This is a genomic window from Rhodovarius lipocyclicus, from assembly GCF_009900765.1.
In the GTDB taxonomy this organism is placed as follows: domain Bacteria; phylum Pseudomonadota; class Alphaproteobacteria; order Acetobacterales; family Acetobacteraceae; genus Rhodovarius; species Rhodovarius lipocyclicus.
The window spans coordinates 353,445-367,497 of record NZ_JAAABL010000002.1 but is presented as its reverse complement, the minus strand read 5'-3'; the positions used below and the strand labels follow the sequence as shown (position 1 = coordinate 367,497).

Here is a 14,053-nt window from a genome sequence, read left to right as displayed (position 1 = left end):
CTATTGCGGATAGCACATGTCGTTGAAACCTTCCGGTCTTTCCGCCGCAGCCCGGGCCGCACTGCTGATACGCCTCGCGCGGAAGGAAACCCCGCGCGGTTCCACCTCGCCAGGCCGGGATTTCTCCACCCTGCCGGTGGCACGGGACATGGCTCTGGTCCGTGCTGCCGGCGAGCAGATGGACATCCCCAACCCCTATTTCCGCCCGCATGAAGGCGTGGCCGGCGGCCACAGCCGCATCGGCAACCGGGAGATGATCAATTTCTCCAGCTACAACTATCTGGGGCTGAACGGGGACCCGCGCGTTACCGCGGCGGCCAAGGCCGCGATCGACCAGTATGGCGTCTCCGCCTCCGCCTCGCGCATCGCCTCCGGCGAGCGGCCCATCCATGCCGAGTTGGAAGCCGCGATCGCGGAACATTACGGCACGGAATCCTCCCTCGGATTCGTCTCGGGCCATGCCACGAATGTCTCGGTTATCGGCCATCTGCTGGGCCCGAGGGACCTGATCCTGCACGACGCCCTGGCCCACAATTCCGGGCTGGAGGGCATGCGCCTGTCGGGTGCGAAGCGCGTGGCCTTCCCGCACAATGACTGGCGCGCGGCCGAACGCGAACTGGCCGCCCAGCGCCGCCGCCACACCCGTGCGCTGATCTATATCGAGGGCCACTACTCGATGGACGGCGACATGCCCGACATCGCCCGCTTCGTGGAGATGGCGGAGGCCCATGACGCCTGGCTGATGGTCGATGAGGCCCATTCGCTCGGCGTGCTGGGGGCCACCGGGCGCGGTGTGTTCGAACAGCAGGGCGTGGACCCGCGCCGGGTGGATATCTGGATGGGCACGCTCTCCAAGGCGCTGTCCGGCTGCGGCGGCTATATCGCCGGCAGCGCCGCGCTGATCGACATCCTGAAGCATTCCGCCCCCGGCTTCGTCTATTCGGTGGGGATGGCGCCGGCGCTGGCCGCCGCATCGCTGGAGAGCCTGCGCATCCTGCATGCCGAGCCCTGGCGGGTGACGCAGCTGCAGCGCATGGCCACCCTGTTCCGGGATGGCGCCCGGGCGCGAGGCTTCGATGTCGGGGCCTCGGCGGGCCTGGGCATCGTGCCGGTCATCCTGGGTTCCTCCATCAAGGCGGGGCGGGTTTCCGCCACGCTGTTCGATGCGGGGATCAACGTGCAGCCGATCCTCTACCCGATCGTGCCGGAAGGCGGCGCCAGGCTGCGCTTCTTCCTCAGCTCCGAGCACCAGGAGGCCGACATCGCCCACACGCTGGAGGCCCTGTCGGCGGCGTGCGCCTAGCCCTCTTCACGCTGGAAAGCCTGGCGAACGCCGAAGCGGTGCATGACTTCGTGGCGGCGAACCCTGGGCGGATCGCGCTGCTGGGCGTCAGTGACCCGCATCGCCCGGCGATGGGCGGCATGGTGGGGCAGATGCTGCGGCATGTCCGGCGCTCCGGGCTGGGCTTCCTGCCCTATCTGGCGGTGAATTTCGCTCTGCCCGGGCTATTGCGGCGGCGGAACCGGCTCTCGGACCTCTGCCGGCGCCACGGCATTCCGGTGCACCGGGTGCGGGATGTGAACGGGGCCGAGACAGCCGCGGCCATCCGGGCAAGCGGAGCGGAGCTGATCCTCTGCTTCCATTTCGACCAGATCCTGACGGCCGAGACCCTGGCGCTGCCACCGCTCGGCGGGGTGAATGTGCATCCCTCCCTGCTGCCGCGCCATCGCGGCCCCATCCCCACCTTTCATGCCCTGCTGGAGGGTGCGACGGGCGTTTCGGTGCATGTGATGGCCCCGCGCATCGATGCCGGGGCGGTGCTGGCCCAGCGCGCCGTGCCGCTGCCGCCGGGCACCAGCGCCAGTGGCGCGGCCCGGGCGCTGCACCTGGCGGCCCTTCCCCTGCTGGAGGACGCCCTGGCCCGGCTGCCCGCCCCGCCCGGGCCAGCACCCGGCCTGTTGCCCTATTGCCCGTTTCCGGACCGCGCCGCGCTGCGCCAGGCCCGGGCAGCCGGCGTGCGGCTGGTGCGCACGCGGGATGCCTGGCAGGCGTTGCGCGCGCCCGCCGGCGGTTGGTAGGCCCCCCCATGGCCCAACGCCGCTTCCTGTTCCTGCAAGGACCGATCTCGCCCTTCTTCTGGCGGCTGGGACAGGCGCTGGAAACCCGAGGCCACGTCATCCATCGCATCAATGTCTGCCTGGGGGACCGGCTGTTCTGGCCGGGCCGCGCCACGGATTTCCGCGACCGGCTGCGGGATTGGCCCCCCTTCATCGCCGACTTCCTGGAAAGGCACGCCATCACCGACCTGGTGCTGCTGGGTGAGCAGCGCCCCTATCACCGCATCGCCATCGCCGCCGCCCGCATGCGGGGCGTGGCCGTGACGGTGACGGATTTCGGCTATATCCGGCCGGACTGGGTGATCCTGGAACGGGACGGCATGAACCGGGACAGCCGCTTCCCGCGAAACCCGGAGGCCATACTGGAACTGGCACGCGACCTGCCGCCGGTGGACTGGTCCAAACGCTATGAGGATAATTTCCCGAGCCAGGCGCGATGGGATGTGGCCTTTCACCTGGCCAACCTGGCCCCTTGGCCCTTTCCGTATTTTGAAAGCTTCCTGAAATTCCACCCGGTGCCCAACTATCTGGCCACCGGCTGGCATTTGCTGATGCGCAAGGTGGAGGCCCGGCGCGTGCGGCGCAACGTGCTGCAAGCCATGCCCCCCGGGGCTCCCTTCTGGCTCTATGCCATGCAGATGGAAACCGACTACTCCATCCGCGCCTACAGCCCCTTTCCGGATATGGACACCCCGATCGAGGAGGCCATCGAGGCCTTTGCCCGCTCCGCCCCGCACGATGGCCATCTGGTGGTGAAGGTGCACCCGCTGGACCCTGGCCTGAAACGCTGGCCAGCCCGGATCAGGCGCATGGCGGCCCGCCATGGCGTGAAGGGCCGGGTGCATTATGTGGGCATCGGCGTGCTGGATGACCTGATCCTGACCGGACAGGGCGTGGTGACGGTGAACAGCACCGTAGGCATCCGCGCCCTGCAACTGGGCCGCCCCGTGCATGCGCAGGGCGATGCCATCTACCGTGTCCCCGGCCTGACCCACACCGGCAGGCTGGAGGAGTTCTGGGAAGCGCCCCCCCCCGATCCGGCACTGACCGAGGCCTTTCTGCGCGGCATCGCGCACTGCCTGCACGTGCGCGGCGTGTATTACGCCGAACCGGGCCTGACCGCCGCCGTCGAGGGCGCGGCGGAGCGGCTGGACCGGGGGCTGGTGAACCAGCCCTGGTTCGGCGGCGGCTAGATCGGTTGTCCTCCCGATCGTCTTGGCCCGATCAGATGCCCCATCTGATCGGATGATGATCTAACCCGCCTCGATCCCAGCCTCCTGCACCAGCTGCGCCATGGCCGCGCGCTGCTCGGTGACATAGCGGGCGAATTCGGCGGGCGGCGTGCCCAGCGGCATGGCGCCCAGCGCCTCCAGCCGGGCCTTCACAGCGGTATCGGCCAGGGCGGCCTGCATGGCCTGATAGATCCGCGCGGTCGCTGCCTCCGGCAGGCCGGCCGGGGCGTAGAGGCCATTCCACTCATTCAGCTCGAAGCCGGGAAAACCCTGCTCGGCGATGGTCGGCACGTCAGGCAGGGAGGCGATGCGCTGTGCCGTGGTCACGCCCAGCGCCTTCACCCGCCCATCCCGCACCAGTTGCAGCGAGGATGAGACGGTGCCGAACGCGAAGGCCAGGTTGCCGGCGATGACATCGGGAATGGCGGCGGTGCCGCCGCGATAGGGCACATGCTCCATGCGCAATTCGGCACGCTGGCACAGCAGTGCCCCGGCCAGATGCGCCGCGGTGGCATTGCCGGAGGACCCATAGGGCGCGCCCTGCTGGCCCCGCAGATGGCCCACATATTCCTGCAGGTTCCGCGCGGGGGCGGACAGCGGCACGATCATGATCTGCGGCAGCACCACCACCTGGCTGATGGGCGTGAAGGCCGTGGCGTAGTTGAAGGGCAGGTTGCGCAGCAGCGCCGGGTTCACGGTATGCGCCATGGCGTCCACCATGATGGTGTGGCCATCGGGCGCCGAGCGCGCCAGCTCCGCCGCTCCCAGCGAACCGCCGGCCCCCGCGCGGTTGTCCACCGCCACGGGCTGGCCCAGCGCCGCCCCCATGGGGCCGGCCAGCAGCCGCGCCGTGGTATCCACCCCGCCGCCCGGGGAATAGGGCGCGATCAGGCGGATGGCGCGCGTGGGGCTCCATGCCCCTTGGGCGAAAGCGGGAGCGGCCAGCAAGGCGGGCGCGGCGAGCAGGGCCCGGCGGGAAATGAACGTCATGTTATCCTCCGATGCAGCACAGGTGCCCCCGGGACACACGGCGCGCAAGTGATATCCGCGCGGCGCATGCATGGCGGATCGAAAACCGGTTATGATGGGGCATGAGTGTTCAGAATATTACCGTCCAGCCCGGCGATGCCGGCATCAGGCTCGATCGCTGGTTCCGGCGCCATTATCCCGCCCTGACCCAGGGCGCGTTGCAGAAGATGCTGCGCAGCGGCCAGATCCGTGTCGATGGCGCGAAGGTGGAAGCCAGCGCCCGGCTGGAATCCGGCCAGGATGTGCGCGTGCCGCCCATGCCGATGACCCCCGCCCCGATCCGCCCCAGGGTGAGCGATGAGGACATCGCTTTCATGGAATCCCTGGTGCTGTACCGGGATGCCAGCGTGATCGTGCTGAACAAGCCCCATGGCCTGCCGGTGCAGGGCGGGCCGGGCATCATCCGCCATGTGGACGGGCTGCTGGATGCGCTGGCCGCCGATGACCAGCGCCCCAAGCTGGTGCACCGGCTGGACAAGGACACCTCGGGCGTTCTGGTGCTGGGCCGCACCCCCGCCGCGGCGGCGGCGCTCGCCAATGCCTTCCGCGGGCGCGATGCCAAGAAGACCTATTGGGCCGTGGTGGTGGGCCAGCCCCAGCACCCAGGCGGGCGCATCAGCCTGCCGTTGAAGCGTGAGGGCGGGCCGCGCGGCGAGCGCACCGTGGTGGCCCAGCCCGCCGACAAGGCCGGCCAATTCGCCATCACCGACTACGACATGCTGGAAGTGGCCAAGCGCCGCGTCGCCCTGCTGGAAATGCGCCCGCTGACCGGCCGCACCCACCAGCTGCGCGTGCACGCCGCGGAGGCCCTGAAATGCCCCATCCTGGGCGACGGCAAATACGGCGGCGAGGACGCGCATCTGGAGGAGTTGCCGCATGAGCTGCACCTGCATGCCCGGGCCCTCACGATCCCGCACCCCGAGGGCGGGGTGCTGGAGGTCGCGGCCGGCCTGCCGCCGCACATGGTGGAAACCTTCCGCTTCTTCGATTTCCCCAACCCCACCCCGCCGAAACCGCGCTGGAGGCGCTGAACCATGCTGAAGCGCATCCTGATCGGTGTGGCGGGCGTGCTGGTCCTGGCGATCGGCGGCCTTGCCGTGTTCCTGGCCACGCTGGACATCGAGGCCTATCGCCCCCGCATCCTGGCCGCCGCCGAGGCCGCCACGGGCCGCCGCGTGACGATCGGCGCCATGCGGCTGGGCCTGGGCCTGACACCCCGGGTGGAGGTGCGTGACGCGGCGCTGGGCAATCTGCCCGGCGGCAGCCGCGAGAACATGGTCTCCGTCGGGCGCGCGGAACTGCAACTGAAATTGCTGCCGCTGATCTCGGGCCGCATCGCCCTGCACCGGCTGGTGCTGGAACGGCCGGAGATCGTGCTGGAAGTGGTGGGCGGGGAACCGAACTGGCGCTTCACCACCCCGGCCTCTCCGGGCACGGCCCAGGCCCCGGCCACCCCGGCGGCCGAACGCAGCCGCACCACGCCGATCGAGCTGGGCACGGTGGAGATCCGCGACGCCTCCCTGATCTTCCCTGGCGCGCCGCAGGGCGGCGTCTCGCTGCGGCGCCTCCAGGCCTCGGGCGAGGGGAACCTCTCGGCCGAGGGTGAATTGCTGTGGGGGCAGGAGCCGGTGAGCTTCTCGCTGTCCGGTGGTTCGCTGGCCCGGGCCATGGGCCAGCCGGGCGGCGCCTGGCCGGTCACGGGCCGGGTCGAGGCGGGCGGCGCCCGCTTCTCCCTGCGCGGCGAGATGCGGGAGCCGCGCGGCCTGCAGGATTACCTGCTGGAGATCGAGGCCGAGGTGCCCGATCTGCGACGGCTGTCGCCCTTGGCCGGCGTGGCGTTGCCGCCGGTCAACGGCATCACGCTGCGCGGGCGGGTTTCGGGTAGCGGCACCGCCCTGCCCCGCGCCGAGGGGCTCAACCTCTCCGTCGCGGGCGCCGAACCGGCCCCAGGTGTCGTCCTGCGCAAGTTGGAAATCACCATGCCCGCCATGGACCAGCCCCTGCGGCTGGCGCTGGAGGGCACGCGGGATGGCCAGGCCCTGACCCTGGCGGGCACGATGGGGCCGCTCGGCCCCGTGCTGTCGGGCGGCGCGCTGCCGCTGGAACTGAATGGCGAGCATATGGGCCAGCGGCTGCGCGTGGCTGGCCAGGTGGCCAAGCCGTTGACCGGCGAAGGCGTGGCGTTGGACCTGCGGCTGGAATCGCCCACCGCCGGGACGTTCTCGGCCCGCCTGTCCGAACGCGGCGCCATGTTCAGCGAAGGCGTGCAAATGTCGGCCCTGCGTGCCGAGGGCCGGGCCCTGGCGGGCGAGGGCGAATTGAACCTGCTGCGCAGCATGCCGCCCCGGCTGGAAGGCCAGATCACCCTGAGCCGGCTGGATGTGGATGCGATGCGCGCCAACCTGGCGCCCGCGCCGACGGGGGCCTCGGCCAGGCCCGCGCCACAGGCCAGCGCGGCCGCCCCGGCGCCTTCGGATGGCCGGATGATCCCGGACATGCCGGTGGACCTGTCCTTCCTGAAACTGGCCCAGGCGGAATTGCGCTTCGCCGTGGCCGTGCTGCGCGCCAATGGCCGGGAATATCGCGACGTGCAGGGCGGGCTGCAGTTGGCCAATGCGCGGCTGCGGATCGACCCGCTGGGCATCACCCTGCCCGGCGGCCGGCTGGCCCTGCGCCTGGCTGCCGACGATGCCGGGGAGGTACCGGCACTGCAGCTTTCCGTCCGCTCGGACGCGGTGGAGGTCGGCCCCATGCTGGGCGCCTTCGGTATCGCCGCCCCCGTGACGGGCCATGCGGATATCGACGTGGAACTGCGCGGTTCCGGCCGCACCACCCGAACCATCGCGGCGGGCGCCGTGGGGCATGTGGGGCTGGCGCTGGTGAACGGCCAGGTGCGGGCGGCTACGGTGCGGAACTCCCTGCCGCAGAACCTGCAAGGCGCCGTGCCTGAGGAAGTCGGTATCGCCTGCATCGCCACGCGCTTCGACGTGGTGGCAGGCATCGCGCAGAGCCGCACCTTCTTCATCGACAGCGGCCTGGGCAAGGTGGCGGGGCAAGGGCAGGTCAGCCTGCGCGACGAAGCGGTGTCGATGCGGCTGAACACGGATCTGCGCTTGCCGGTGCCCGGGGTTTCGGGCGGGCTGCGGGTGCGTGCCCCGGTGCCCATGGGCGGCACCCTGGCCAACCCGCGCTTCGACACGACGGCCATGATCGGCAGCGCGGCCTCCAGCCAGATCGGCCAGCAGGCGGACCGGCTGGCGCCCGGGCTGGGCGCCATCGCCGGGCAGTTGCTGGGTGGCGCCCAGCAGGGTGGGGCCGCCGCCCCCGCCATGCCGGGCTGCGCGCAGGCATTGCCGGTGGCCCGTGGCGGGCGGGCGGGAACCATTCCCGCCTCTCAGGCGCCGGCCGATGCACCCGCCCAACAGACGGCGCCCGCGCAGCAGCAACAGCGCGCGCCACAGGTTCAGGATTTGCTGAGAGGGTTTCTGGGTCGATGAAACGCTTCTGGGATGACGTGACGGTGGCCGAGGCCGACCAGGGCCTGGCCATTCTGCTGGATGGCCGGCCCGTGCGCCTGCCCGGCGGCGCCCCCATCCATGCCCGCACCCGCCCCTTGGCGGAGGCCGTGGCCGAGGAATGGCGCAGCGCCGGGGGGAAGAAAGGCGGCGACTTCTCGATGGAGCATATCCCGCTGACCCGCCTGGTCGGCACAGCCGCGGAGCGCATCGCGCCCGACCCCACCGCCATGGTGGAAGGGCTGGCCGCCTATGGCGGCACGGACCTGCTCTGTTACCGTGCCGAGGACCGCAAGCTGGCCGCGATCCAGGCCGCCGAATGGGATCCCTGGCTGGAATGGAGCGCACAGGTGCTGGACGCCCCGCTGCTGACAGGCACCGGCATCCTGCACGTGACCCAGCCCGAATCGTCGCGCGCCGCACTGGCGCGTGCCGTCGCCGCCCGCGCGCCGGAGGAACTGGCCGCCATGGGCGTGCTGGTGCCCGCGCTGGGCAGCCTGGTCCTGACCCTGGCCCTGACGCATGGCGCGTTGGATGCCGCCGAAGCCCACCGCATTTCCCTGGTGGACGAGCATTTCCAGGAAGAATTCTGGGGCCTGGACGCCGAGACCGCCGCCCGCCGCCAGCGTATCGCCGCCGAGGTCGCCGAAGCCGCGCGCCTGCTGGAACTGGTGCGGCCGTGAAGGCGCGCCACCTGCTGATCAGCGGCCTAGTCCAGGGCGTGGGCTATCGGGAATGGCTGGTGAATGCCGCCCGCGCCGAGGGGTTGGCAGGCTGGGTGCGCAATCGCACGGATGGCCGGGTGGAGGCACTGCTCTGCGGACCGGAGCCTGCGGTGGCGGCGGTGCTACTGGCCTGCCGGCGCGGCCCCGTGGCCGCGCGCGTGGACGCTATCGAAGAATCTTTCGCGGAAGCGCCATCGGAGCCGGGGTTTTTCCGGCTGCCGTCGGTTTAGCGGCCCGAAGCCGCCGTCTGGCTGCGCAGTTCACGCGCGCGGGACAGCACGCGGTCTTCCAACTCGCTGCCCGTGGAACCCGTGGCCGGGGCATCGACCCACTGGCCGTTGCGCTGCACCTGGCGGAACACTTGCACGCGCACCCCGTCGGAGCGCAGCTGGCGCGTCAGCACATAGGCCGTCACCTTGAAACGCTCATCGCCGGCGGTGGGCGGGGTGTACCAGTCGGTGATGATGACACCGCCCGCCGGGTCGGCGCTGGCCAGCGGCATGAAGCTGAGGGTTTCGAGCGAGGCACGCCACAGATAGGCGTTCACCGAGACGCCCGTGGCACCGGAGGCCGCCAGGCCTTCCCGCGCATCGCGGCCGCGATCGGTGCCGAACAGGATGAAACCCGCATCCCGCGTGCTGCCACCGGTCTGGCGCAGGATCAGTTCGCGCTGGTTGTTGGTACCGTATTCCTCATTTTCCACGAAGCGGCCGCTATTGCCGCAGCCGGTGGCGAGGAGAACGAGGGCGAGAGCGGATGCCGTGCGGATCATGCCGCCTCGTGTAGCCTTTGTTCAGCCAAAAGAGAAGGGGCGGCAGGTTTCCCTGCCGCCCCTGTAACACTTCGATCGGAAGTCTCGCTGGCCTCAGAAGGCCAGGCGGGAACCCACGATGAACACGTCGCTGAAGGAGCGGCTCTGCGTGCCGGCGCGGCCGGAGTCGAGGTCCACACCCTGCTGACGGATCGAGTGGTGCACGTACTCGGCGATCAGATCCAGGCCCGGCGCCAAGCGGTAGTTGCCGCCAACGCTCATGCCCCAACGGCGCTGCATGCCACGGGGGCTCTGCGTCAGCGCGCCAGTGGCGGAGTTGAAGGCGAAGCCCGAGCTACCGGCCACGAGGGCGGAGTAGGCGTTCGCACCCACGGTGATCGGGCCAGCCGTGTAGCTCGCGCCAAAGGTCACCTGCTCGCCAGAGCGATCGCCACGGATGCTGTTGCCCCAGAAGTAGTTGAAGTCACCCACGAGGTAGGCGGCGCCAACCGTCAGGCCCTGGTAGCTGGCCTGCGCACCGACCTGCCAAACGTTCAGGCCGCTCAGGGTACGAACCTGGCGGTTCGCGTCGGTCAGGTCACGAGCGACGCCCGAGCCCAGGTAACCGGCGGTGGCGGACACGCCCACGCCAGCGAAGGTGCCGCGATAGCGAGCAGCCACCTGATACTCGCCACGGCGAGACGCGAACTCGGGGCCGGCCGCCGGGATGGCCACGGAGGTGGCTCCGCGATAGGCGTAGGCGCGATCGCAGTAGCCGGAGGCCACGTTGTTCGGGCAGCCCGTCTGGCCCAGCACGCCGTAGTTCGGGGCGTAGGAGGCGCCGAAGTCGAAGCCGAAGAACTGCGGGGACAGATACACGATCTTGGAGCTGTCGCCGATGCCGCCCGGAGCGGTCTGGGTGCGGTTACCAGCCTGACGGGTCTGGAAGTTTTCCCACACGCCGAACACGCCGCCGGTGCCGAAGCCGGTCACCCAGCCGGAGTTCATCAGACCACCGAGCGGGCCGTCTTCGTCACCGAAGCGCACCTGACCGAAGCGCGGATGCGCCAGGAAGATGTAGGCTTCGTCCACCACCGCGGCGCCACGGCCGACGCTGGCGCGGGCCTGGCCGATCTGACGGCCTTCGATGCTGTTGAAGCCGATCTCGATCACGCCGCCGTAGGTCAGGCCGTTGGCAAGCTTGCCATTGACCTGCACGTTCAGCGCCGGAACGGTGATGATGTCGTTCTTGCTCAGGCGAGCGTAGCTCTGCGTGGCGGCAGTCGTGCCGTTCACGGTCGTGCCAACGCCGCCACCGGTCACGCCCGGAGCCAGGGTATTGGTGCCCGGATCGTTCTGCTGACCGCTCTGCTGGATGTAGCCATAATAGGCCTGGATAGAGCCACCGAGGCGAACCGTCGGCGCTTCCTGGGCGGCGGCGGGGGTCACCACCGCGGCACCGAAGGCCGCGGAAACGACTGCCGTCGTGCCCAACAGGATCTTGCGCATGTAAAACCTCCTCAAAGGCCGGTTGCCCGACCACTTCCCTTGACCCACCCCGGCGTCGGCGAACCGCCACCTGGTAGTGCCCCCCATCGCACGACCAATGACTGGTCACACCCGGGTCCGGAGGAACTATTGGCTTTTGATTGTTAAATGGGCAACCGCCCTCATGCACCCGCCGCGACATCCCTGAGACACTGTGGCTCGTTTGCCACATGTCGCAGTGCGGGCACGCTCACGCCAAAGAGAGAATCACACCCGGGCGGAAGTGCCGGCCGCCGCCAGCGCCTCGGCGGGGATCAGGCGGCCATCATACAGGGCGCGGCCCAGGATGGCGCCGGCGATTCCCTCCGGCGCGGCGCGCAGCTGCGCGATCTCCTCCAGCCCGGACACACCGCCCGAGGCGATCACGGGTACGCCCACAGCCCCGGCCAGGGCCCGGGTGGCTTCCACATTGCTGCCGCCCAGCATCCCGTCCCGGTCGATATCGGTGAAGATGATGGCGGCCGCCCCCGCATCCTCGAAGCGCCGCGCGAGATCCAGCGCGGGGATGTCGCTCACCTCGGCCCAGCCTTCGGTGGCCACCATGCCGCCGCGCGCGTCGATACCCAGCGCGACCTTCCCCGGGAAGGCATGGCATGCCTCGCGCACGAAGGCCGGGTTCTTCACCGCGACACTGCCCAGGATGATGCGGGCCACCCCGGCCTCGATCCAGGCCGCCGCCGTTTCCATGGTGCGGATGCCGCCGCCCAGCTGCACCGGCATCGCCGCCGCCGCCAGGATGCCGCGCACCGCCGCCACATTGGCCGGCTTGCCGGCGAAGGCCCCGTCCAGATCCACCACATGCAGCCAGGTGAAGCCCTGCGCCGAAAAGGCAGCGGCCTGTGCCGCCGGGTCCTGGCCATAGACGGTGGCGTCGGCCATCTCGCCGCGCTTCAGGCGCACCACCTGGCCACCCTTGAGGTCGATGGCGGGATAGAGTGTGAACATCAGTTGCTCCCGCGGCGCCGGGCGGAATCCAGCACCTTATAGTAATAGTATCCGGGCACGAGCTGCCCCCGCACCCGGGCATAGGCCGGATGGGTGCCCCAGCGCGTGTAGCCCAGCCCCTCGAAGATCTGGATCGCGGCTTCCTGGCTGGCGCGCACGTCCAGGTTCAGCACCCAGAAGCCGGCGGCGCGCGCCCATTCCTCAGCGTGGCGCACCAGCCCTCGCGCCAGCCCATGGCCGCGCGCATAGGGCGCGATATAGGCGTGGGTCAGCTGGGCGGTGGCGCCCTGCGCCTCATTGTTCCGTGGCGGGCGCACCAGCTGGGCGCTGCCGACCACCCGGCCATCCAGCCGCGCCAGGAACAGTTCCCGGTCAGGGATGGCCAGCACGCCACGAAAGTGCCGCTCCAGCATCCCCTGACCCTGGGGCTCTAGCCAGCCGAAGCCGCCACCCTCGATGATGGCGGCGTTGGTGGCCTCGGTCAGATCGGCGATGTCCTGGTCGGTAAGGGCCTCGCAACGCTCCACCGCCGTCAGGTGGGGTAGTCCGTCCCTCACGGCGACCAGCCCAGGAAATTGGCCAGGATGGTCAGGCCGGTCAGGCCGCTCTTCTCCACATGGAACTGGGTGCCGGCGATATTCGCCCGCCCCACCACGGCCGTGACCGGGCCACCGTAATCGGTGGTGGCGAGCAGATCGCTCTCCAGCCCGCCGCGCCAGGCATAGGAATGCACGAAATAGGCGTGCGCCTCCGGCGCCAAGCCGCTGAACAGGGGGTGCGGCTGGCGGATCTCCAACCGGTTCCAGCCCATCTGCGGCAAGGGCAGCGGGGCGCCATCAGGGCCGCGCGGGTCCATCGGCGCGACCTCACCAGGCAGCCAGCCCAGCCCCTGGGTCACGCCATGTTCCAGGCCACGCTCCGCGAACAGCTGCATGCCCACGCAGATACCCAGCAGCGGACGGGCACGGGGCCCGATATGCTCGGCCAGAGCGGCCTCCATGCCCGGCAGGGCCGCGAGGCCATGGCGGCAGGCGGCAAAGGCGCCCTGCCCCGGCAGCACCACGCGGTCCGCCCGCGCCACGTCAGCGGTGTCGCGCGTTACCAGCACCTCGGTCGCAACCCCGGCCATGCCGGCGGCGTGCTCGATGGCGCGCCGCACCGAAGCGAGATTGCCCGAACCGGGATCGACCACCGCGACGATCATGGCGCGAAAGCCCCCGCCAGACCGGGGCGGATGCCCAGCAGGCGGCGCAGGGCCGTGGCTTCATCGCGCGCGACCACCACCGCCTCCAGCTTCCAGCCGCGCCGCTGCAGCGCGCCGGAGCGCAGGTCGATACCGATGAAACCCAGCAGCACATGCAGCGCCAGCGCGCCCGGCCAGGGCAGCACGACCATCAGCACCAGCATCACGCCAGCTTGCCACCACATGCGATGCCGCAGCAGCCAGAGCGGCCCCAACAGCAGCCCCCACCAGCAGAAGCGTTCCGCTAACAGCAGGGCCGGCCGGCCAGAGGCCGCGGGGGGGAGATGCAGCAGAAAGGGGCGCATCAGGCCTCCAGCACGCCCTTGGTGGAGGGCACGGCTCCCGGCATACGCGGGTCCTGCTCCACGGCCATCCGCAGGGCGCGGGCCAGGGCCTTGAAGCAGGCTTCGGCCACATGGTGGGTGTTGCGGCCATGGCGCAGCGTCATGTGCAGGGTGATGCCGGACTGCATGGCGAAGGCGCGGAAGAACTCCTCGAACAGCTCCGTGTCCATCCCGCCCACCTTGGGGGAAGCGAATGGCACCTCCCAATGCAGGAAGGGGCGGCCGGAGATATCGAGCGCGCACTCCGCCAGCGCCTCATCCATCGGCAGCAGGCATTGGCCATAGCGGCGGATGCCGCGCTTGTCGCCCAGGGCGGCCCGGATGGCCTGGCCCAGCACGATGCCCACATCCTCGGTCGTGTGGTGGAAATCGATGTGCAGGTCGCCATCGGCCTCCACGGCCATGTCGATCAGGCTGTGACGCGCGAGCGCGTGCAGCATGTGGTCGAGGAATCCGATACCCGTCGCGATCTCAGCCTGGCCGGTACCGTCCAGGTTGATGCGGGCGCGGATGCGCGTTTCGGCCGTGTCGCGCGAAATTTCGGCCTTGCGGGGGAATGCCGGCTGCATGAAGGGGGCTTTACGCCCAGGCGCGGGGAAATGC

At 70.2% G+C, this 14,053-nt stretch carries 15 protein-coding genes; 7 read left to right on the top strand and 8 right to left on the bottom strand.

Going from position 1 to position 14,053, the window contains the following annotated elements; genetic code table 11:
• Positions 1 to 16 precede the first annotated feature (16 nt).
• Genes GT007_RS04580 through GT007_RS04570 form a run of 3 tightly spaced genes read left to right on the top strand, consistent with a single transcriptional unit; the run spans position 17 to position 3,311 of the window.
• A complete protein-coding gene (locus GT007_RS04580; protein WP_160120368.1) occupies positions 17 to 1,303 on the top strand; it encodes an aminotransferase class I/II-fold pyridoxal phosphate-dependent enzyme in 1,287 nt (428 codons plus the stop codon).
• Positions 1,294 to 2,079: a formyltransferase family protein gene (locus tag GT007_RS04575; RefSeq protein WP_160120367.1), complete on the top strand. Its 786-nt coding sequence runs from the start codon at positions 1,294 to 1,296 to the stop codon at positions 2,077 to 2,079. The genes GT007_RS04580 and GT007_RS04575 overlap by 10 nt, the downstream gene beginning before the upstream one ends.
• Positions 2,080 to 2,087: 8 nt before the next feature.
• Positions 2,088 to 3,311: a capsule biosynthesis protein gene (locus GT007_RS04570; protein WP_160120366.1), complete on the top strand. Its 1,224-nt coding sequence runs from the start codon at positions 2,088 to 2,090 to the stop codon at positions 3,309 to 3,311.
• A gap of 60 nt (positions 3,312 to 3,371) precedes the next feature.
• Here GT007_RS04570 and GT007_RS04565 read toward each other — a convergent pair whose 3' ends face one another.
• On the bottom strand, positions 3,372 to 4,340 hold the full coding sequence (locus GT007_RS04565; RefSeq protein WP_160120365.1) for a Bug family tripartite tricarboxylate transporter substrate binding protein: 969 nt from the start codon (positions 4,338 to 4,340) through the stop codon (positions 3,372 to 3,374).
• Between the two features lie 101 nt (positions 4,341 to 4,441).
• Between GT007_RS04565 and GT007_RS04560 the strand changes: the two genes are divergently transcribed.
• From GT007_RS04560 to GT007_RS04545, 4 genes are read left to right on the top strand one after another with little or no spacing between them, the layout of a single operon-like run.
• The gene (locus tag GT007_RS04560) at positions 4,442 to 5,410 is read left to right on the top strand and encodes an RluA family pseudouridine synthase (protein ID WP_160120364.1); all 969 of its coding nucleotides are present in this window, start codon (positions 4,442 to 4,444) and stop codon (positions 5,408 to 5,410) included.
• A 3-nt stretch (positions 5,411 to 5,413) separates the two neighbouring features.
• The gene (locus GT007_RS04555; RefSeq protein WP_160120363.1) at positions 5,414 to 7,876 is read left to right on the top strand and encodes an AsmA family protein; all 2,463 of its coding nucleotides are present in this window, start codon (positions 5,414 to 5,416) and stop codon (positions 7,874 to 7,876) included.
• Positions 7,873 to 8,577, top strand: coding sequence for an ATP12 family chaperone protein (locus GT007_RS04550; RefSeq protein ID WP_160120362.1), 705 nt, complete (start codon positions 7,873 to 7,875; stop codon positions 8,575 to 8,577). The genes GT007_RS04555 and GT007_RS04550 overlap by 4 nt, the downstream gene beginning before the upstream one ends.
• Positions 8,574 to 8,849, top strand: coding sequence for an acylphosphatase (locus tag GT007_RS04545; RefSeq protein ID WP_160120361.1), 276 nt, complete (start codon positions 8,574 to 8,576; stop codon positions 8,847 to 8,849). Before GT007_RS04550 ends, GT007_RS04545 begins: the two co-directional genes overlap by 4 nt.
• Here GT007_RS04545 and GT007_RS04540 read toward each other — a convergent pair.
• The 7 genes from GT007_RS04540 to hisB all read right to left on the bottom strand — a co-directional run bounded on the left by GT007_RS04540 (position 8,846) and on the right by hisB (position 14,019).
• The gene (locus tag GT007_RS04540; RefSeq protein WP_160120360.1) at positions 8,846 to 9,391 is read right to left on the bottom strand and encodes a DUF3576 domain-containing protein; all 546 of its coding nucleotides are present in this window, start codon (positions 9,389 to 9,391) and stop codon (positions 8,846 to 8,848) included. The genes GT007_RS04545 and GT007_RS04540 overlap by 4 nt on opposite strands.
• Before the next feature lie 93 nt (positions 9,392 to 9,484).
• The gene (locus GT007_RS04535; RefSeq protein ID WP_160120359.1) at positions 9,485 to 10,879 is read right to left on the bottom strand and encodes a porin; all 1,395 of its coding nucleotides are present in this window, start codon (positions 10,877 to 10,879) and stop codon (positions 9,485 to 9,487) included.
• Positions 10,880 to 11,125: 246 nt separating this feature from the next.
• On the bottom strand, positions 11,126 to 11,866 hold the full coding sequence (gene hisA / locus GT007_RS04530) for a 1-(5-phosphoribosyl)-5-[(5-phosphoribosylamino)methylideneamino]imidazole-4-carboxamide isomerase (RefSeq protein WP_160120510.1): 741 nt from the start codon (positions 11,864 to 11,866) through the stop codon (positions 11,126 to 11,128).
• A complete protein-coding gene (locus GT007_RS04525; protein WP_160120358.1) occupies positions 11,863 to 12,420 on the bottom strand; it encodes a GNAT family N-acetyltransferase in 558 nt (185 codons plus the stop codon). Before GT007_RS04525 ends, hisA begins: the two co-directional genes overlap by 4 nt.
• Entirely contained in the window at positions 12,417 to 13,067 is a 651-nt protein-coding gene (hisH, locus tag GT007_RS04520) for an imidazole glycerol phosphate synthase subunit HisH (RefSeq protein ID WP_160120357.1), read from the bottom strand. The genes GT007_RS04525 and hisH overlap by 4 nt, the downstream gene beginning before the upstream one ends.
• On the bottom strand, positions 13,064 to 13,411 hold the full coding sequence (locus tag GT007_RS04515) for a hypothetical protein (protein ID WP_160120356.1): 348 nt from the start codon (positions 13,409 to 13,411) through the stop codon (positions 13,064 to 13,066). The genes hisH and GT007_RS04515 overlap by 4 nt, the downstream gene beginning before the upstream one ends.
• On the bottom strand, positions 13,411 to 14,019 hold the full coding sequence (gene hisB, locus GT007_RS04510; protein WP_160120355.1) for an imidazoleglycerol-phosphate dehydratase HisB: 609 nt from the start codon (positions 14,017 to 14,019) through the stop codon (positions 13,411 to 13,413). Before hisB ends, GT007_RS04515 begins: the two co-directional genes overlap by 1 nt.
• Between the last annotated feature and the right edge of the window lie 34 nt (positions 14,020 to 14,053).

What these genes read in the sequence shown, in the direction of transcription:
- hisB (WP_160120355.1), bottom strand. Translation starts at nt 14,019, where the DNA reads ATGCAGCCGGCATTCCCCCGCAAGGCCGAAATTTCGCGCGACACGGCC.
- GT007_RS04540 (WP_160120360.1), bottom strand. Translation starts at nt 9,391, where the DNA reads ATGATCCGCACGGCATCCGCTCTCGCCCTCGTTCTCCTCGCCACCGGC.
- GT007_RS04535 (WP_160120359.1), bottom strand. Translation starts at nt 10,879, where the DNA reads ATGCGCAAGATCCTGTTGGGCACGACGGCAGTCGTTTCCGCGGCCTTC.
- GT007_RS04565 (WP_160120365.1), bottom strand. Translation starts at nt 4,340, where the DNA reads ATGACGTTCATTTCCCGCCGGGCCCTGCTCGCCGCGCCCGCCTTGCTG.
- GT007_RS04560 (WP_160120364.1), top strand. Translation starts at nt 4,442, where the DNA reads ATGAGTGTTCAGAATATTACCGTCCAGCCCGGCGATGCCGGCATCAGG.
- GT007_RS04515 (WP_160120356.1), bottom strand. Translation starts at nt 13,411, where the DNA reads ATGCGCCCCTTTCTGCTGCATCTCCCCCCCGCGGCCTCTGGCCGGCCG.
- GT007_RS04580 (WP_160120368.1), top strand. Translation starts at nt 17, where the DNA reads ATGTCGTTGAAACCTTCCGGTCTTTCCGCCGCAGCCCGGGCCGCACTG.
- hisH (WP_160120357.1), bottom strand. Translation starts at nt 13,067, where the DNA reads ATGATCGTCGCGGTGGTCGATCCCGGTTCGGGCAATCTCGCTTCGGTG.
- GT007_RS04550 (WP_160120362.1), top strand. Translation starts at nt 7,873, where the DNA reads ATGAAACGCTTCTGGGATGACGTGACGGTGGCCGAGGCCGACCAGGGC.
- GT007_RS04555 (WP_160120363.1), top strand. Translation starts at nt 5,414, where the DNA reads ATGCTGAAGCGCATCCTGATCGGTGTGGCGGGCGTGCTGGTCCTGGCG.
- GT007_RS04570 (WP_160120366.1), top strand. Translation starts at nt 2,088, where the DNA reads ATGGCCCAACGCCGCTTCCTGTTCCTGCAAGGACCGATCTCGCCCTTC.